Source organism: Burkholderia sp. PR2 (genome assembly GCF_052372875.1).
Classification (GTDB): Bacteria; Pseudomonadota; Gammaproteobacteria; order Burkholderiales; family Burkholderiaceae; genus Burkholderia; species Burkholderia diffusa.
Window position 1 is genome coordinate 505,339 of sequence record NZ_JBQRWH010000001.1, and the last position, 16,758, is coordinate 522,096.

The window sequence follows — 16,758 nt, forward strand, 5'->3', positions numbered from 1 at the left end:
CCGAACACCCCGAAAACCTCGACCCCCGATCCTCGAACGCGAGCGATCGCGGTTCAAACGATCCGAAAGTGGAGACTGCAATGAGCTACAACGAAGCGAAGTTCTGGCACCCGATGCTGCACCCGAACGAAATGAAACAGCGCAAGCCGATCCGCGTCGTGCGCGGCGACGGCTGCTACGTGTTCGACGAAACCGGCAAGCAGCTGGTCGATGGCGTCGCGGGTCTGTGGAACGTGAACGTCGGGCACAACCGCCAGGAAGTGAAGGATGCGATCGTGCGCCAGCTCGATGAACTCGAATACTTCCAGCTGTTCGACGGCATCTCGCATCCGCGCGCGGAAGAGCTGTCGAAGAAGCTGATCGACATGCTGGAGCCTGAAGGAATGCGCCGCGTGCTGTACAGCTCGGGCGGCTCCGACTCGATCGAGACCGCGCTGAAGATCGCACGCCAGTACTGGAAGGTGCGCGGCCAGGCCGATCGCACGAAGTTCATCTCGCTGAAGCAGGGCTATCACGGCACGCACTTCGGCGGCGCATCGGTGAACGGCAACACGGTGTTCCGCCGCAACTACGAACCGAACCTGCCCGGCTGCTTCCACGTCGAGACGCCGTGGCTGTACCGCAATCCGTTCACGCAGGATCCGGAGGAACTCGGCCGGATCTGCGCGGAAATGCTGGAGCGCGAGATCCAGTTCCAGAGCCCCGACACGGTCGCCGCGTTCATCGCCGAGCCGGTGCAGGGCGCGGGCGGCGTGATCGTGCCGCCGGCCAACTACTGGCCGCTCGTGCGCGAGGTGTGCGATCGCTACGGCGTGCTGCTGATCGCCGACGAAGTCGTGACGGGCTTCGGCCGCAGCGGCAGCATGTTCGGCAGTCGCGGCTGGGGCGTGCGCCCGGACATCATGTGTCTCGCGAAAGGGATCTCGTCCGGTTACGTGCCGCTCGGCGCGACGGCCGTGAACGCGCGGATCGAGGATGCGTTCGCCGCGAACGCGGACTTTGGCGGCGCGATCATGCACGGCTACACGTACGCCGGCCACCCGGTTGCCTGCGCGGCCGCGATCGCGAGCCTCGACATCGTCGTGAAGGAAGACCTGCCGGCGAACGCGGCGAAGCAGGGCGCGTATCTGCTTGAAGCGCTGCAGTCGTTCCCCGAACGCTTCGCGGCGGTCGGCGAGGTGCGCGGCAAGGGGCTGATGCTCGCGCTCGACCTCGTCGCGAACAAGCAGACCCGCGAGCCGATCGACCCACTGTCGGGCTACGCGAACGCCGTCGCGGAAGTGGCGCGCGAGCATGGCGTGCTGGTGCGCCCGGTCGGCACGAAGATCATCCTGTCGCCGCCGCTCGTGATCCAGCGCGAGCAGCTCGACCGGATCGTCGACGCGCTCGCGGCGGGCTTCGAGGCCGTGCCATTCGCGTGAGGCCGTAAAGCGGGAATCGCGTGACGCCGAACCGGCGGTGGAGGGCGGGATAACCCGTTCTCCACCGCCGGTTTGCCGATTTGCGCTATGACCGGATTATTTTGCCTGCGTATTTTTTCGACATCGGATCCGGATTGGATCGACTGGGGCTCCGGTGGCGACGTGCTTATGCGCCGCCCCGGGCCGACCGCGAAGCACGGAACGGAGCGGGCGCCGCAGCGCCGGCTCCGCCCAAAAAGGGAAGGAGACGAACATGTCGGGATGGTCTGGAGTGACCGGCGCCGCGGGCGATACGCCCGCCGGCAAGTCGGCTGAAGCAGGCGGCGGCACGGTGCTGAAGGCGGGCGCGGTCGGTTTTCCGACCGCGCTGGCGAGCGCCGTCGGCCTCATCATGGCGAGCCCGGTGATTCTCACCGCGACGTCGGGCTTCGGAATGGGCGGCTGGGCGTTCGCGGTCGCGATGATCATCGCGTTCGTGATGATGCAGGCGCAGGCGACCACCTTCTCCGAAGCCGCCGCGATGCTGCCCACGGCCGGCTCGGTTTACGATTACCTGTCGTGCGGGCTCGGCCGCTTCTGGGCGATCACCGGCACGATTTCCGCGTATTTCCTCGTGCACGTGTTCGCCGGCACGGCGGAGACGATCCTGAGCGGCATCATGGCGCTCGTCAACTTCGAATCGCTGAACGCCGCGTTCGAGAAGCACAACAGTTCCTGGCTCGTCGGCGTCGGCCTCGTCGTCACCTTCGCGATCACCAACATCATCGGCATCAAGGTGTTCAGCAAGCTCGAGATCGTGCTGACGGCCGGCATGTGGCTGTCGCTGATGATCTTCGGCATTCTCGGCCTCGCGGCCGCGCCGGCCGTGCATCTCGACGGCTGGTTCGGCGGCTCGGAAGTCGGCACGTCGGTGCCGGCGGTGCTGTCGCTGGTCGGGATGGCGATGTTCATGTTCGTCGGCTGCGAGTTCGTCACGCCGCTCGCGCCGGAAATGAAGTCCCCCGGTCGCACGATCCCGCGCGCGATGGCGCTCGGCCTCGTCGGCGTCGCGATCTGCATGTTCCTGTACGGCGCGGCAATCCGCCGCCAGGTCGCGAACGTGCCGGTGAGCCCGGACGGCCTCACGCACCTGCTCGACACGCCGGGCGCGATCCCCGCGTTCGCGCTGCAGGTGCTGGGGCCCTTCGGCCGCGTGTGGTTCGGTATCGCGTTCCTGTGCGCGGGCGCCGCGACGATCAACACGCTGATGGCCGGGCTGCCGCGCATCCTGTACGGGATGGCGATCGACGGCGCGCTGCCGCGCTGCTTCGCGTATCTGCATCCGCGCTTCAAGACGCCGGTGGTCGGCATCGTCGCGTCGGCGATCGTGCCGATCTTCCATGCGTGGCTGATCAACGGCAACCTCGACAGTATCCTGCACCTCGTGCTCGCCGCGACCTGCGCGTGGGGCACCGCGTATCTGCTCGTCACCGCGTCGGTCGTGATGCTGCGCATCCGCCGCCCGGATCTGCCGCGTCCGTATCGTTCGCCGCTGTTCCCGCTGCCGCAGATCGTGTCGAGCGTCGGTATCGTGCTCGCGATCTGGTACATCACGCCACCCGGCATGAACGCGCGCGACATCTACGTGCCGTTCGGCGCAATGCTCGGGCTCACCGCGCTGTACGCGCTGTTCTGGACGGTTGTCGTGCAGCGCCGGCATCCGTTCAAACCGGTGCCGGTCGAGGAAGTGCTGCGCAACGAGCACGTCGCGTCGTGAGGCTCGCATTCACTCGGTGGCGCGCGGCGCCCGACACGCCGCCGCCCGGCTACCGGCCCGGCGCGATCGCCGCGCGCGTGCTGGCGGACCTCGGTGCGGTGCGCGATGCGCACTGCGGCGCTGCCGAACCGCTGGCCCGGCTGCCGAACGGCGTGCGCGTGAGCATCGAGGAACGCGTCGACCGTCAGTTCCTGATGCATACGGTCAGCGTGCAGGTGTCGATCAGTGCCGACGGCCCGCCCGCGCAGGGCCATGCGCGCGTGCTGCAGACGGGCTGGCTGCGGCGCACCGGCATCGCGGCCGCGCCTGCGCCGGGATGCGACCCCGGATTCGTGAGGGCGGTGGCCGCGCTCGTCGCCGATTCGTCACTTGCCGATGCGCTACGCCCGCTGCACCTGACCGAATGCGGAATCGCCGCGCGCGACGGGCGCTGGACGCTCGCCGTCGTGCCGTTCGGCGGCAGCGAGATCGTGAACCGGATGCCGTCGTTTCGGCGCTATGTCCGCCTGACCGGCGAGCAGGCCACCGAGCTGTCGGTGGCCTGCCTTGCATTCGAAACTGCACTACGCGGAATTTTGCGGGGGTAAGCTATGCCGTTGCGCGCCGTGCGGGCGCAACGCGGATTCAGGGTTTCACCGGAGATGCCGATGCTGTTCCAGTCACGCTCACACGAAGACGTGCATGACCACGGGCTCGCGATCGCGGGTTGGCATCAGGTCTACCGCCAGATGACGCCGGGCCGGTTCAGAGGCACCGTCACGCAGGTGCTGTACGACGAGTTCCATTTCTTCCGCGAGACGACCAACCGGCGTGTCGCGCAAACCGGCGTTGCGCCGGCCGGGCGTACGTCGCTCGCGGTGCCGCTGTCGATGCCGCTCGCCGGCACGTTCCAGGGCCAGCCGGTCGACGGCTATGCGCTGCTCGCGCTGCGCGCCGGCGAGGATTTCGAATTCCACACGCCGGAAGGGATGGGGCTCGTCGGGATCAGCGCCGCGTCGGACATGATCGACGAGCTGTGCGAAGCCGAGTTCGGCGCGGCCGGCGCGCGCAAGCTGCGGCACGTCACGCGGCTGTCGGACGCGCAAGGCGTCGCGCTCGGCGCGCGGCTGTCGTCGCTGATCGACGACGCCCAGCGCAACCCCGACTGCCTCGAATATGCGGCCACCCGCAAGATGTTCCGCGACGCGATGCTCGGCATGTTCCTCGATGCGCTCGACCAGGGCATCGGCGCCGAGCGCCGCGACATCACGCACGCGACCTACAGCGATATCGTCAGCCGTTGCGAGAAACACCTGCGCGACCGGCCCGAGGAACCCGTCACCGTGCTCGAACTGTGCCGCGCGCTGCGCTGCAGCCGCCGCACCCTGCAGACGAGCTTCCAGCGCGTCGCCGACGTCACGCCCGTTGGCTATCTGCGCACGATCCGGCTGAATGCGGTGCGGCGCCTGCTGCGCACGACCTCGGCGCAGCAACTCGGCGTCGGCGAGGCCGCCGCGAGCTGGGGCTTCACGCATCTTGGCTATTTCGCACGCGAGTATCGCGACCTGTTCGGCGAGTTGCCGTCGCAGACCCTGCGTCCCGAATGACGTTTGCGCATCGCGCCGGTTTTGCCGGGCGCGGTCGCGTGTCGCCCGTTCGCTTCATCATTTGCTGATTTGGGATAGGGGTCCCGAATTTTCGCTGGATAGAGTCCTGTCACCCATATCGACAACACCATCGATCTGCACTGCGAATCGATGACATCAGAGGGGCGGGACATGAAGATCGGAAGAAGACTGGCCGCGGCCGCGGCCGCGCTGGGCTGCATGAACGCACACGCGCAAACATCGGGCAGCGTGACGCTGTACGGTACCGTGGACACAGGCATCATCTATTCGACGAACCAGCAGTTCACGCGCGCCGACGGCAGCACCGGCAGCGGCCACGCATGGCAGATGGGCGGCGGCAACCTCGTGCCGTCCCGCTTCGGATTTCAGGGTGCCGAGCCGCTCGGCGGCGGGCTCGACGCGGTGTTTTCGCTCGAGCAGCAATTCCTGTCCGCGAACGGGCAGGCGCTGCAGGGCGGCACCGCGTTCAGCCGGCAGGCGTGGGTCGGGCTGCGCCAGGATTCGATCGGCACGCTCGGCCTCGGCCGCCAGTACGATTCGTACACGGACATGCTCGGCGCATACGTATCGAGCAACAACTGGGCGACGCCGTACGGCTCGCATCTCGGCGACGTCGACAACCTGAACGCCGCGTTCAACTTCAACAACGCGGTGAAGTTCACCAGCGCCGACTTCAACGGCCTGACGTTCGGCGGCACGTTCAGCTTCGGCGGGCAGGCCGGCGACTTTTCCGCGAAGCGCGGCTATGCGGTCGCCGCGACCTACACGCGTGCGCCGGTCGCGTTCTCGGTCGGCTATCTCGACCTGCACCAGCCGCTCGACGCCGCGCTCGGCGGCGCGAGCGGCTATATCGGCGACTTCGCGTGCAGCAATCCGGGCGCGATGTACTGCCTGCTCCAGGACGCCGGCTCGATGCGTGCGTTCGGCGCGGGCGGCTCGGTGACGCTCGGCGCCGCGACGGTCGCACTGACCTACACGCACACGCGCCTCGGCGACAGCCGCTATTTCTCGACCGACGCGCAGCCGCGCAAGCAGGCGTTCACGTTCGACATCGGCGAGCTGAACGTCACGTACATGTTCACGCCCGCGCTGCAGGGCGGCGTCGCATACATCTTCAATGCCGCGCACACGGACGGGCGCGGCACGACGCGCTTCCATCAGGTCAACGTCGGCACGAACTACAGCCTGTCGAAGCGCACCGCGCTGTATGCGGTCGCGATCGGCCAGATCTCGAGCGGCACGGGGCTCGGCACCGACGCGAACGGCAATGCGGTGAACTACGCGCAGATTCCGGTGCTCGCGAACAGCAATTCGAGCCGGCAGCTGGCGGTGATGGCCGGGATTCGCGTGAACTTCTGACGGCGCGCGCGTGGCGAGGCGGTCGGGGCGGCCGGCTGCGATGGCCGGCCGGTTCCGCCGCGTGCCACAAATTCTTAACGATCGACGTGAACAATGGCGTTCGCTTCAGGACGCCCGAAGCGTCGCACGTGTTGCACACGTGTGCAACGCGAGGCCGACCCGCCACCACGCCGATCGAGAGAGACCACATGACCCTGCTGAGCCGCCTGCGCGCGCTGTCCGCCGCCGTTGCGCTGTCCCTTGCCGCCTCGCACGCCTTCGCGGCGGATCTCGTCATCGCGGGCCGCGACGACATCTATGGCAAGGGGCTCGCCGACGCCGTCGCCGGCTTCACCAAGCTGCATCCGGGCACCGACATCGAGCTGCTCAAGCTGCCGAACGCGAACCTGTACCAGAAGCTGAAGCTGTCGATGCGCGAAGGAACCGGCACGTACGACCTCGTGATGATGGACGACACGTGGGCGCCCGAATTCATCGGCAACGGCTGGCTGAAGCCGCTGCCGGCATCGCTCGCGGACGCCGATCTCGTGCCGTCGGCAGTCGCGCTGGGCCGCAACTCGGCGGGCGCGCTGTACGCGCTGCCGATCGTCGGCAACGTCGAGATGTTCGCGTACCGGAAGGACCTGCTCGCGAAATACAAGCTGCAGCCGCCGCGCAACTGGGACGACGTGCTGAAGATCGCGCAGACCGTCGGTGGCGCGGACAAGAGCGTGTCGGGCGTCGTGTTCCGCGGCACCAAGGGCAACCCGGTCGTGACGGGCTTCCTGCCGATCCTGTGGGCCTATGGCGGCGACGTGTTCGACCGTGCCGGCAACGTGACGATCGATTCGCGCGAGTCGCAGGCCGCGCTGAAGACGTTCCTCGCGCTGAAGGCCTCCGCGCCGAAGGACGTCGACGTGTACGGCGCCGCCGAAGTGCGCGATGCGCTGCAGCGCGGCACGGCCGCGCAGTCGATCGAGGTGTGGCCGGCGTGGATTCCGGCGCTCGACGATCCGAAGCAGTCGCGCGTGGTCGGGCAGATCGCGTTGCAGCAGCCGCCCGGGCAGACGGCCGGCCCGGCGCCGATGCTCGGCATCTGGCAGATGGGGATTCCGAAGGACGCGCCGCACGCGAAGCTCGCGCAGGACTTCCTGGTCTACCTGAGTTCGCGCGACACGCAAACGCGCCTCGCCGGGATCGGCATTCCGCCGACGCGCCGCAGCGTGTTCGCCGATCCGGCGCTGGTGCGCCAGTACCGCTGGTATCCCGATCAGCTGAAGGCGCTCGAGGCCGGTCGTGCGCGGCCGCGCGTGAAGGACTGGCAGCAGGTCGAGAGCATTCTCGGCGACCAGCTGCAGCTCGCGCTGACCGGGCAGGCCGCACCCGACGCAGCACTGCGCCAGGCGCAGCAGAAGATCGCGCAGGCGATGGCCGCGGCGGGCAAGTGACGGCTTGCCGCCACGCGTCATCGGGAAGCCGCGCATGAAAGCCCTCGGCCGCAGCCTGGCGTTCGTCGCGCTGCTCGGACCCGCGCTCCTGGTGCTGGCCGCGCTCGCGCTGTACCCGGTCGCGCAGGTGCTGATCGACTCGTTCTGCCAGGTCGACTACACGGCAGGCCGCCGCGCATTCGCGGGGCTCGCGAACTATCGCGCAGTGCTCGGCGACGATGCGTTCGCGGCCGGCTTCGGCAACACGCTGCGCTTCACGATCGCGGCATCGCTCGTTGAAGTCGCGCTCGGCTTCGGTCTTGCGCTGCTGTTCGTGCGCGCGTTTCCGGGGCGGCGCATTGCGCTGCCGCTCGCGATCCTGCCGATGATGCTGTCCACGCTCGTGTGCTCGGCGATCTGGCGCAACTGGCTCAATTTCGACGGCTTCCTCAACGCGCTGCTCGCCGCGTTCGGCATGGAAGGCGTGCGCTGGCTGTCCGATCCGCATCTCGCGCTGTGGTCACTCGCGCTCGTCGACGTTTGGCAGTGGACGCCGATGGCGTTCCTGATCGTGCTGGCCGGGCTGCAATCGATCCCGCAGGAGCTGTACGAAGCCGCGCGCACCGACGGCGCGAGCGAGTGGCAGTGCCTGCGCGACATCACGCTGCCGCTCGCGGCGCCGCAGATCGGCCTCGCGCTGCTGCTGCGCTCGATCGACACGTTCAAGCTGTTCGACAAGGTCTATGCGCTCACGGGCGGCGGCCCCGGCAACGCGACGCAGACGCTGTCGACCTACATCTACGACACGGGCTTCCGCTTCTTCAACGTCGGGCCGGCGAGTGCCGCGTCGGTGCTGATGCTCGCGGCGTCCGCGCTGCTTGTTTCGGGGTACGTATGGCAGACGGTTCGCAATCGGCGCGCATGATGGCGCGACCCGCGGGCATCGCGCACGCACGAACGCGTGCCGCATTCGGTCGCGCAGTGCCGTGGATGCTGCGCGCCGCCGCGCTCGCGCTGTTGCTGCTGCCGTGCCTGTGGATGGCCGGCGCGGCGTTCATGCCGACGCTCGAGCGCCTCGATCATCCGCTGCGAATCTTGCCGGCCGCGCCGACGCTCGAGCATTTTGAGTCGGTCTGGTCGAACGGCATCGGCGCGCCGCTCGCCAATTCGCTGCTGGTCGGGTTCGGCACGACGCTGCTCGCGCTGACGCTCGCGCTTCCTGCCGCGTATGCGCTCGTGCGGCTGCGGTTTCCGGCCCGGCTCGACTTGCTGTTCCTGATGCTCGTGCTGGCATTGAAGCTGATGCCGCCGATCACGATCGCGGTGCCGCTGTTCGCACTCGCGAAGCGGCTGCATCTGCTCGATTCGACACTCGGGCTGATGCTCGCTTACCAGATCTACGCGCTGCCGATGGCGATCTGGATGCTGCTCGCGTTCGTGCGCGACGTGCCGGTCGAATACGAGGAGGCCGCGTGCATCGACGGTGCGGGGCTCGCGCGGCGGCTCGTGCAGATCGTGCTACCGCTGTGCGCGCCGGGGTTGATCGCGACGGCGATCTTCGTGTTCATCGCCGCCTGGAACGAGTTCCTGATCGCGCTGCTGTTCGTGTCGACGCCGAGCCGCTTCACGCTGCCGCTCGCAATCGCCGGCTACGTGACGGAGAACGGCATCGACTGGGGCGACCTGATGAGCGCGGGGTTGCTGGCGTCGCTGCCGACGCTGGCCGTGGCCGGCTACGTGCAACGCTACCTGCTGCGTGGCTTCGCGGGCGGACTGAAGTGACGCGACGCGTTACACGCAGCTGTGCCGGACCACGTGCGTAACCGGCACGACGCGCGTGCGCGATGCGCCGTCGAACGTCTGGATCCGGTCGGCGAGCAGGTCGACTGCCGCGTGCGCGAGACCTTGCGTGTCCTGGCGCAGTGTCGTGAGCCGATACGCGTCGTATTCGGCGGCGGGGATGTCGTCGAAGCCGATCACGCGCAGGTCGTCGGGCACGCGCAAGCCGAATGCGTCGCGGGCGGCGTCGATCACGCCGAGCGCGAGCAGGTCGGACGAGCAGAACACGCCGTCCGGGCGGTCGCCGGATGCGAACAGTTGCCGCGCGGCGTCGATGCCGCATGCATGTGTATCGGAGCGCGTATCGATCATGTTGACGAGTACCGCATCGAACGCGTCGCCGCGTTGCAGCGCCAGCGCGAACGCATCCGCACGTGCGCGTGCGCTGTAGCTCGCCGTGCGCGGCCCGACGAACGCGAGCCGGCGCGCGCCGGCCCGCACGAGCCGTTGCGCGGCATGGGCGGCGCCCGCCGCGTTGTCGCTGATGACGACATCCGCACCCGGCAGGTTCGCTTCGCGATTGATCATCACGACGGGAATCCGGTGATCGAGATACTGCCGCGCGACCGACAGCGGCGGCGACGCGGACGTCATCACGAGGCCCGCGATCCGGTAGCTGAGCAGCCGTTCGAGCGATTGCCGGACCTGGTGCGGATCATCCGCGTTGGTGACGAGCGGCGTGAACGCGCGCTGACCGAGCGCGGCCATCAGGTCCGACAGAAGCCGCGCGCGGAACGGATTCTCGAACCCGGCCGTCACGACGCCGATCATGCTGCTGCGCTGCGTGATCATGTCGCGCGCGATCAGGTTGACCTGGTAGCCGAGCGCACGCGCGGCCACCATCACGCGTTCGCGCGTTTCGGGTGCGATGCTCGCCGTCGGCGAGAACGCACGCGACACCGCCGAGCGCGACACGCCGGCCCGCACGGCGACATCCGATGCAGTCACCCACGTTTTTCTTTCCTTGTCACTCATCGATTCATGATCCCTTCGCGATACGAAGCTTCCACGCCGCTGGCCGACTGGATGTCGGCGCTCGACGACGCGCGGCCGCTGCATACGCTGACCCTACCGGGCAGCCATGACACCTGTGCGTATACGGTCGACGATCCGCTCGTGCGCACGCAGCGCGCACCGCTCGCCGCGCAGCTCGCGCACGGCGTGCGGCTGCTCGACATCCGCTGCCGGCACCGGTGCGATGCGTTCGACATCCATCACGGCGGGATCGCGCTCGGCATGTCGTTCGACGACGTGCTCGCGGACTGTACGCGTTTTCTCGATGCGCATCCGCGCGAATGCATCGTGATGTCGGTGAAGGACGAATGGCCCGCGCAGGCGTGCACGCGCGGTTTCGATGCGACGTTCGACGCGCATCGTGCGCGGCACCCGCGGTTGCGCTGGCATGCGGGCGGCGCGCTGCCGGCGCTCGGCGACGTGCGCGGCGCGGTGGTGTTGTTGAGGCGGTTCCGCAGCAGCCGGCCGCTGGGCATCGACCTGACCGCGTGGCCCGACAACGCGACCTTCACGATCGATCATCCCGATGCGGCGTTCGTGATCCAGGACGAATACCGTGTGCCCGTTGCCGGGTCGATCAACTACAAGTGGCGCGTCATCGATGCGCTGCTGACCGGCATGCCGTCGCCGGAAAGCGGCCGCTGGGCGATCAATTTCTGCAGCGGTACGGGGATGGGCGCGAATCCGTCGGTGGTCGCGCGCGGCGACGGCAGGGTGCAGGGGATTCAGGCGCGGCTCGCGGCGCGGTTGCGCGAGCAACGGGGTTCGTATGGCGCGATGCTGCTCGATTTCTGCGACGACGATGACTGGGCATTGGTGCGGGCGCTGGTCGAATGCAACGATCACGTGCGCGAGCCGGGTGACAGGCGCAGGCTGGCGGGGTGCTAGTGAAGACCGGCAGGGCGAGCGTTTGGTGGAAGGTTGGGTAACCGAAATCTTGCGCGTCGGTGCCGACACGTGGCCTGCGGCCCGCTGTACACCTGTGCCTGATTTTGCGTGGCGTGTGGCGGGACCTCCGCTTCCCGTGAAGATCGGCACGTTGCCGAATGTATGACGAGCGGTCCATGTTGCGAACCGAGGCCGATGGATAAGGTTGAACCGTTCGTGGCGGGCGCGGTTCGATCGAGTCCGTCGCGGATATCCGGATGTTTCTCAACTCGGCGCGAGGCAACGGGCACTGTGTGTTCGGCATCGCGCCGGCCCATGAACGTCGTCGTGGAAGGCAGCGCCTGCTTCGCCGCGAACTGTCCACGACGCAGGACTGCAAGGAGAGAGGTCATGGCAACGCTCGTCAACATCACGAAGGGCACCCCGAATGCGGTGCAGATCTGGGGCTTTCACGGCCCGTGCAACGTCAGGGACGTCGCAGCGGCATTGAATACCATCGCGTCCGGGTTGAGCGGTGACGGTCACACGATTCACATCATGTCGGGAACGCACGGCTATTGCGACGGGCAGGTCGGTGCAGTCGCCACGCGCGATCAGCGATTCGCAGCGGAAGACCGGGCGCTGGCTTCGCCGAAGACGAAGGACAACAAGCCGGTCGCGGTTGCGGTACACGACTTCAATACGGCGAAGCTGCCCGCGCCGGATTACGTGGTGGCAGCGATGGCGAAGCTGAACAGCGACATTAGCGCGATCGTGCACGGCGGTCCGGGCACCGCGACGTTCCTGCTCGCGTATTGCTGCAGCGCCGGGACACCGTAACGCGCTGTTGTGCGCTGACGGGCGGACGCGGCGGTCCGCCCCGTTTCGCAACGACGAGACGTCGTGCGGATGCGCGTGCGGCCGTGCCGTTCAGCGCGTCGCGATCGCCACCGCCGCACCGGCCATCGCCGTCGCGCTCGTGCGGTTCGCGATCCGCTTCGCGCGTGCCGACGTGAGGAACGCACGCGCACGCGAAGCGAGCAGCGACCAGAAGCAGTCGGCCAGGATCAGGACCGCGAGCATCGTGCCGACGAGTTCGGTCCACGCGAGGACACCGACATGCGTCAGGTCGACGATCGTCGGCAATAGCGCGAGATAGAAGAGCATGATCTTCGGGTTACCGAGCGTGACCAGCGTGCCCGCGACGAACATGCGCCACGGCGACTGGCCGCGCGGCAGGTCGCCGGCCTTCGTGTCGGTCGGCGCGGTCCACATCTTCCACGCGAGAAACAGCAGGTACGCGACACCGAGCAGCTTCAGCACGAGCAGGCCCGTCGCGAACGTGCGCGCGAACGCGGACAGCCCGGCAACCGCCAGCGTGAGCCACAGCGCCTCGCCGATCCACATCGCCGCGAGGAACGGCAGCACGTCGCGCACGCCGTTCGTCAGCACGCGCGCGACGAGCGCGGCGACGCTCGGGCCGGGCGTGCCGGCGGTGACGAGCAGGGCGATGGCGAACACGGCGAGCGCGGACAGCGTCATGACGGACCTCGTGGGCAGGGCGTTCGAAACGTATGAAGTTTCGATTATAGTGACGGCCGTTCCCGCCTGCCTACCTCGTCGTGATGACAGTATCGATCCGGATTCGTCCCGCCACGCGGGAAGACGCGGCCGCGATGGCCGCCGTGGAAGTGGCCGCCGCCCAGCGCTTTCGCGACATCGGCATGCCCGACATCGCCGAAGGCGAGCCGACCGATGCGGCCGACGTGCGCATGCGCATCGACGAGGGTCGCGCGTATGTCGCGACGGACGAAGCGGGGACGTGCGTGGGCTTTGCGTTCTACCGGCTGCTCGATGCGCGGCGGCTTTATCTGGAGGAGCTGGATGTCGCGCCGTCGCACGCGGGGCAGCGGATCGGCGCGCGCCTGATCGAACGGATCATGACGCGCGCCGCGCAGGATGGCATCGCACAGGTCGTGCTGTCGACGTTCCGCGACGCGCCATGGAACGCGCCGTACTACGCGCGCCTGGGCTTCGACGTCATCGACGACGCATCGCTCGACGACACGCTGCGCGCGATTCGCGCGCATCACGTGGCACGCGGGCTCGACGAGACGCAGCGCGTGTTCATGCGCGCTCACGTGCGCGCATGAACGCGTCGCCGCCCGTCAGGCCGCGTCGCTGAGCGCCGGGTAGTCGGTGTAGCCCGTTTCGCCTTCGGCGTAGAACGTCTCCGGCACCGGCTTGTTCAGCGGTGCGCCGAGTTCGAGGCGGCGCGGCAGGTCCGGGTTCGCGATGAACAGCTTGCCCCACGCGATCGCGTCGGCGTGACCGCTCGCGAGCGTCTCCTGCGCCGATTCGAGCGTGAATTGCTCGTTTGCGATCAGCGGGCCGCCGAACGCCTCCTTCAGACGCGGGCTCAGTTGGTCGCCCGAATACGATTCACGCGTGAAGATGAACGCGATCTTGCGGCGGCCGAGTTCGCGCGCGACGTAACCGAACGTCGCGGCCGGGTCGGAATCGCCCATCGTATGCGCGTCGCCGCGCGGCGCGAGATGCACGCCGACACGGCCCGCACCCCACACGTCGATCGCCGCGTCGACCACTTCGAGCAGCAGGCGCGCGCGGTTCTCGATCGGGCCGCCGTACGCGTCGGTGCGGTGGTTGGTGCTGTCCTGCAGGAACTGGTCGAGCAGGTAGCCGTTCGCGCCGTGGATCTCGACGCCTTCGAAGCCGGCCTTCTTCGCGTTTTCGGCGCCCTTGCGGTACGCGGCGACGATGCCCGGAATTTCATCGAGTTCGAGCGCGCGCGGTGTCACGAACGGTCGCGGCGGCCGCACGAGGCTCACGTGACCGCCGGCGGCGATCGCGCTCGGCGCGACCGGCAGGTCGCCGTTCAAGAACACCGGGTCCGAAATCCGGCCGACGTGCCAGAGCTGCAGCACGATGCGGCCGCCGGCCGCGTGCACGGCCTGCGTCACGCGCTTCCAGCCTTCCACCTGCTCGTCGGACCAGATGCCCGGCGTGTCCGCGTAGCCGACGCCCTGCGGGGTGACCGAGGTTGCTTCGCTGATGATGAGGCCGGCCGACGCACGCTCGGCGTAATAGCGGGCCATCAGGTCGTTGGGCACGCGCGCGCTGCCTGCGCGGGCACGGGTGAGCGGCGCCATCACGACGCGGTTCGGCAGGGTCAGGTCGCCGAGGGTAACGGGATCGAACAGAGTGGGCATGGCAGATAACCTTTTCAGAAGGGCGGGATTACCGCCGCGTCGTGCGCGGCGTGCGGCCCGCATGGCCTGGGTCAGAGTTCACGGCGCAGGGCGTCGAGAAATGCATCGATGACGGCCTCGTTGCGCCGGAAGAACGCCCACTGGCCGATCCGCGTCGACGTCACGAGCCCCGCGCGCTGCAGCGTCGCGAGGTGCGCGGAGACGGTCGACTGCGACAGCCCGCAGCGCGCGTCGATCTGCCCGGCACAGACGCCGTGGTCGTACGGCAGCGTCTGCTCCGGGAAATGCGCGCCCGGCGTTTTCAGCCAGACGAGGATTTCCCGGCGCACGGGGTTCGAAAGCGCTTTCAGGATCGCGTCGATGTCGAGTTCGGTCGGCATGGAAGGGTGTGGTGTTTGGGGCGTTCGTCCGGAAAACCGGTGCAAATAGGTATCGTCGATGGGCGAATCATATATCGGAAAATTGCGATACGCATGAAGGCACTGATGCAAGTGGGGTTGTTCGTCGGTCGGAGCATCAGCGAATCACGCGCCCCCGTACTGCGCGAACAGCCAGCGGCGCATGGCCTCGAGCGCTTCCGAATGGGCATTGGCCTGCGGAAAGACGACGTAAAACCCGAGCGACATCGGAAACGAAAAATCGAACACGCGGCGCAGCCGGCCTTGCGCGATATCGCGTTCGACGAGCGGCTCGCTGGTCAGCGCGATGCCTTGACCCGCGACGGCGGCGTCGATGGCGAGCAGCGACTGGCTGAACCGCGGCCCTTTCGTAGGATCGGTCTGCCCCTTTCCGCCGAGCTTCTCGATGAACTCCGGCCACAGGTCGTGCGCGTCGTGCAACAGCGCATGCTTCGACAAGTCTGCGGGTGTGCGGATCGGCGGGCCGCTTTCGAGCAGTTTCGGGCTGGCGACGGCGAAGATGTCGAGCGGAAACAGCAATTCCGCGACCAGGCCGGCGGGGAACGCGGGCTTGCCGAGCCGGATCGCGATGTCGACGCCGTCGGCACGGAACGACGCAAGGCGCTCGTCGGCGATGACGCGAACCTCGATGTCGGGATGCAGGCGACCGAAGTCCGACAGGCGCGGGATCAGCCACTTCGACGCGAACGACGGCGTCGTGCTGACCGTCAGGACCATGGGGCGCTGGCCCAGTGCGTCCGTGGCATCGGCGATTATCTGCAGCGCGCGCTGGACCGACGAAAAGTACTCGAGCCCTTCGCGCGTCAGCGCCAGCCCCCTGGGCAGCCGCCGGAACAGCTGAATCTCCACGACGTCCTCCAGATGCCTGACCTGCTGCGCCACCGCGCCCTGGGTCACGCCGAGTTCGTCGGCGGCCAGCCGGAAATTGAGGTGGCGCGCGGCGGCCTCGAACGCGCGAAGCGCATTGAGCGGCGGGAGGCGACGGGTACGCGACAGAGCCTTCATGCAGTAGAAAATCTACAGTGTGTGTGGAGAAATCATCGTTCGACAAGGCGATTATAGAGTCCTAGAGTGGCGCTTCAGCACGACGATCGCGGCGTTGAGCCGACCTATTCGGGAGAACAGCATGACTGTAGAGAAAGTGGCATTGGTGACGGCGGCGGGCAAGGGCATGGGCGCCGCGATCGCGCGGGATCTTGCGAGCAACGGTTATCGCGTCTCGCTGATGTCGCCGTCCGGCAGCGCGGTCGAGCTTGCCGCGGAACTCGGCGGTTTGGGTATGGCGGGATCCGTCACCGACGACGCCGACATCGAGCGTTTCGTGAACGGGACGCTCGCGAAGTACGGCCGCATCGACGCGGTCGTCAACAACACCGGGCATCCGCCGAAGGGCGACCTGCTCGCCATCGAGGACGACAAGTGGCACGAAGGGCTCGACCTGATCGTGCTCAACGTCGTTCGCGTGCTGCGCCGGGTGACGCCGGTGTTCCTGAAGCAGGGCGGCGGCGCGGTGGTCAACATTTCGAGCTTCGCGGCCGACGCGCCCGAGCAGGCGATGCCGGTGTCGTCCGCGCTGCGCGCGGCGCTGAGTTCGGTCACGCGCCTGTATGCCGATCGGTATGCGAAGGACAACATCCGCATCAATTCGGTGCTGCCCGGCTTCATCGACAGCTGGCCGGCGACACCCGAGATCGTCGCCCGCATTCCGGCCGGCCGCTTCGGCAGGACGCAGGAGATCGCGCAGACCGTGACGTTCCTGCTGTCGGAAGGCGCCGGCTACATCACCGGGCAGAACATTCGCGTCGACGGCGGGATCGTGCGCGCGCTGTAAGCGGAAGGC

The 16,758-nt window shown here is 67.8% G+C and carries 17 protein-coding genes; 12 read left to right on the top strand and 5 right to left on the bottom strand.

The annotated features are described in order from the left end of the window. Window positions 1-80 precede the first annotated feature (80 nt). The 8 genes from ACT2FV_RS02290 to ACT2FV_RS02325 all read left to right on the top strand — a co-directional run bounded on the left by ACT2FV_RS02290 (window position 81) and on the right by ACT2FV_RS02325 (window position 9,331). Complete coding sequence (locus tag ACT2FV_RS02290) at window positions 81-1,421, top strand: aspartate aminotransferase family protein (protein ID WP_444503102.1); 1,341 nt, start codon at window positions 81-83, stop codon at window positions 1,419-1,421. 253 nt (window positions 1,422-1,674) lie between these two features. Further along, window positions 1,675-3,177, top strand: a complete 1,503-nt coding sequence (locus tag ACT2FV_RS02295) for an APC family permease (protein WP_059599171.1) — start codon at window positions 1,675-1,677, stop codon at window positions 3,175-3,177. After that, window positions 3,174-3,764 (top strand): DUF3156 family protein, encoded by a 591-nt coding sequence (locus tag ACT2FV_RS02300; protein ID WP_444503103.1) that lies wholly within the window; start codon window positions 3,174-3,176, stop codon window positions 3,762-3,764. Before ACT2FV_RS02295 ends, ACT2FV_RS02300 begins: the two co-directional genes overlap by 4 nt. A gap of 60 nt (window positions 3,765-3,824) precedes the next feature. Then, window positions 3,825-4,763 carry a helix-turn-helix domain-containing protein gene (locus ACT2FV_RS02305; RefSeq protein WP_444503104.1) on the top strand — a complete coding sequence of 313 codons (939 nt, stop codon included), beginning with the start codon at window positions 3,825-3,827 and terminating at the stop codon, window positions 4,761-4,763. Between the two features lie 171 nt (window positions 4,764-4,934). Next, on the top strand, window positions 4,935-6,143 hold the full coding sequence (locus ACT2FV_RS02310) for a porin (RefSeq protein ID WP_151048491.1): 1,209 nt from the start codon (window positions 4,935-4,937) through the stop codon (window positions 6,141-6,143). A gap of 188 nt (window positions 6,144-6,331) precedes the next feature. Next, window positions 6,332-7,570 carry an ABC transporter substrate-binding protein gene (locus tag ACT2FV_RS02315; protein WP_444503105.1) on the top strand — a complete coding sequence of 413 codons (1,239 nt, stop codon included), beginning with the start codon at window positions 6,332-6,334 and terminating at the stop codon, window positions 7,568-7,570. Window positions 7,571-7,604: 34 nt separating this feature from the next. Then, complete coding sequence (locus tag ACT2FV_RS02320; protein ID WP_444503106.1) at window positions 7,605-8,474, top strand: carbohydrate ABC transporter permease; 870 nt, start codon at window positions 7,605-7,607, stop codon at window positions 8,472-8,474. After that, entirely contained in the window at window positions 8,471-9,331 is an 861-nt protein-coding gene (locus tag ACT2FV_RS02325; RefSeq protein ID WP_151048493.1) for a carbohydrate ABC transporter permease, read from the top strand. The genes ACT2FV_RS02320 and ACT2FV_RS02325 overlap by 4 nt, the downstream gene beginning before the upstream one ends. A 9-nt stretch (window positions 9,332-9,340) precedes the next feature. Here the strand turns inward: ACT2FV_RS02325 and ACT2FV_RS02330 are convergent, their stop codons facing one another. Further along, a complete protein-coding gene (locus tag ACT2FV_RS02330; protein WP_151048494.1) occupies window positions 9,341-10,363 on the bottom strand; it encodes a LacI family DNA-binding transcriptional regulator in 1,023 nt (340 codons plus the stop codon). Window positions 10,364-10,369: 6 nt separating this feature from the next. Here ACT2FV_RS02330 and ACT2FV_RS02335 point away from each other — a divergent pair, with 6 nt between their 5' ends. Continuing rightward, window positions 10,370-11,290: a phosphatidylinositol-specific phospholipase C gene (locus ACT2FV_RS02335; RefSeq protein WP_170296408.1), complete on the top strand. Its 921-nt coding sequence runs from the start codon at window positions 10,370-10,372 to the stop codon at window positions 11,288-11,290. 390 nt (window positions 11,291-11,680) lie between these two features. Next, on the top strand, window positions 11,681-12,109 hold the full coding sequence (locus tag ACT2FV_RS02340) for a hypothetical protein (protein WP_444503107.1): 429 nt from the start codon (window positions 11,681-11,683) through the stop codon (window positions 12,107-12,109). 90 nt (window positions 12,110-12,199) lie between these two features. Here ACT2FV_RS02340 and ACT2FV_RS02345 read toward each other — a convergent pair whose 3' ends face one another. Next, window positions 12,200-12,811, bottom strand: a complete 612-nt coding sequence (locus tag ACT2FV_RS02345) for a LysE family translocator (RefSeq protein ID WP_059686100.1) — start codon at window positions 12,809-12,811, stop codon at window positions 12,200-12,202. An 83-nt stretch (window positions 12,812-12,894) separates the two neighbouring features. On the opposite strand from ACT2FV_RS02345, the gene ACT2FV_RS02350 reads away from it, so the two are divergent. Beyond that, window positions 12,895-13,422, top strand: a complete 528-nt coding sequence (locus tag ACT2FV_RS02350; protein WP_444503108.1) for a GNAT family N-acetyltransferase — start codon at window positions 12,895-12,897, stop codon at window positions 13,420-13,422. Between the two features lie 15 nt (window positions 13,423-13,437). Here the strand turns inward: ACT2FV_RS02350 and ACT2FV_RS02355 are convergent, their stop codons facing one another. From ACT2FV_RS02355 to gcvA, 3 genes are all read right to left on the bottom strand, one after another. Next, complete coding sequence (locus tag ACT2FV_RS02355) at window positions 13,438-14,499, bottom strand: alkene reductase (protein WP_151048497.1); 1,062 nt, start codon at window positions 14,497-14,499, stop codon at window positions 13,438-13,440. Window positions 14,500-14,570: 71 nt separating this feature from the next. Further along, the gene (locus ACT2FV_RS02360) at window positions 14,571-14,879 is read right to left on the bottom strand and encodes an ArsR/SmtB family transcription factor (RefSeq protein ID WP_059449595.1); all 309 of its coding nucleotides are present in this window, start codon (window positions 14,877-14,879) and stop codon (window positions 14,571-14,573) included. 144 nt (window positions 14,880-15,023) lie between these two features. Then, window positions 15,024-15,923, bottom strand: coding sequence for a transcriptional regulator GcvA (gene gcvA / locus ACT2FV_RS02365; protein ID WP_151048498.1), 900 nt, complete (start codon window positions 15,921-15,923; stop codon window positions 15,024-15,026). Window positions 15,924-16,044: 121 nt separating this feature from the next. On the opposite strand from gcvA, the gene ACT2FV_RS02370 reads away from it, so the two are divergent. Beyond that, the gene (locus tag ACT2FV_RS02370) at window positions 16,045-16,749 is read left to right on the top strand and encodes an SDR family oxidoreductase (protein WP_124905713.1); all 705 of its coding nucleotides are present in this window, start codon (window positions 16,045-16,047) and stop codon (window positions 16,747-16,749) included. The last annotated feature ends 9 nt before the right edge of the window (window positions 16,750-16,758 follow it).

Coding starts and splice junctions, on each gene's coding strand:
- ACT2FV_RS02290 (WP_444503102.1), top strand. CDS start 81: ATGAGCTACAACGAAGCGAAGTTCTGGCACCCGATGCTGCACCCGAAC.
- ACT2FV_RS02295 (WP_059599171.1), top strand. CDS start 1,675: ATGTCGGGATGGTCTGGAGTGACCGGCGCCGCGGGCGATACGCCCGCC.
- ACT2FV_RS02305 (WP_444503104.1), top strand. CDS start 3,825: ATGCTGTTCCAGTCACGCTCACACGAAGACGTGCATGACCACGGGCTC.
- ACT2FV_RS02310 (WP_151048491.1), top strand. CDS start 4,935: ATGAAGATCGGAAGAAGACTGGCCGCGGCCGCGGCCGCGCTGGGCTGC.
- ACT2FV_RS02315 (WP_444503105.1), top strand. CDS start 6,332: ATGACCCTGCTGAGCCGCCTGCGCGCGCTGTCCGCCGCCGTTGCGCTG.
- ACT2FV_RS02320 (WP_444503106.1), top strand. CDS start 7,605: ATGAAAGCCCTCGGCCGCAGCCTGGCGTTCGTCGCGCTGCTCGGACCC.
- ACT2FV_RS02325 (WP_151048493.1), top strand. CDS start 8,471: ATGATGGCGCGACCCGCGGGCATCGCGCACGCACGAACGCGTGCCGCA.
- ACT2FV_RS02330 (WP_151048494.1), bottom strand. CDS start 10,363: ATGAGTGACAAGGAAAGAAAAACGTGGGTGACTGCATCGGATGTCGCC.
- ACT2FV_RS02335 (WP_170296408.1), top strand. CDS start 10,370: ATGATCCCTTCGCGATACGAAGCTTCCACGCCGCTGGCCGACTGGATG.
- ACT2FV_RS02340 (WP_444503107.1), top strand. CDS start 11,681: ATGGCAACGCTCGTCAACATCACGAAGGGCACCCCGAATGCGGTGCAG.
- ACT2FV_RS02345 (WP_059686100.1), bottom strand. CDS start 12,811: ATGACGCTGTCCGCGCTCGCCGTGTTCGCCATCGCCCTGCTCGTCACC.
- ACT2FV_RS02350 (WP_444503108.1), top strand. CDS start 12,895: ATGACAGTATCGATCCGGATTCGTCCCGCCACGCGGGAAGACGCGGCC.
- ACT2FV_RS02355 (WP_151048497.1), bottom strand. CDS start 14,499: ATGCCCACTCTGTTCGATCCCGTTACCCTCGGCGACCTGACCCTGCCG.
- ACT2FV_RS02360 (WP_059449595.1), bottom strand. CDS start 14,879: ATGCCGACCGAACTCGACATCGACGCGATCCTGAAAGCGCTTTCGAAC.
- gcvA (WP_151048498.1), bottom strand. CDS start 15,923: ATGAAGGCTCTGTCGCGTACCCGTCGCCTCCCGCCGCTCAATGCGCTT.
- ACT2FV_RS02370 (WP_124905713.1), top strand. CDS start 16,045: ATGACTGTAGAGAAAGTGGCATTGGTGACGGCGGCGGGCAAGGGCATG.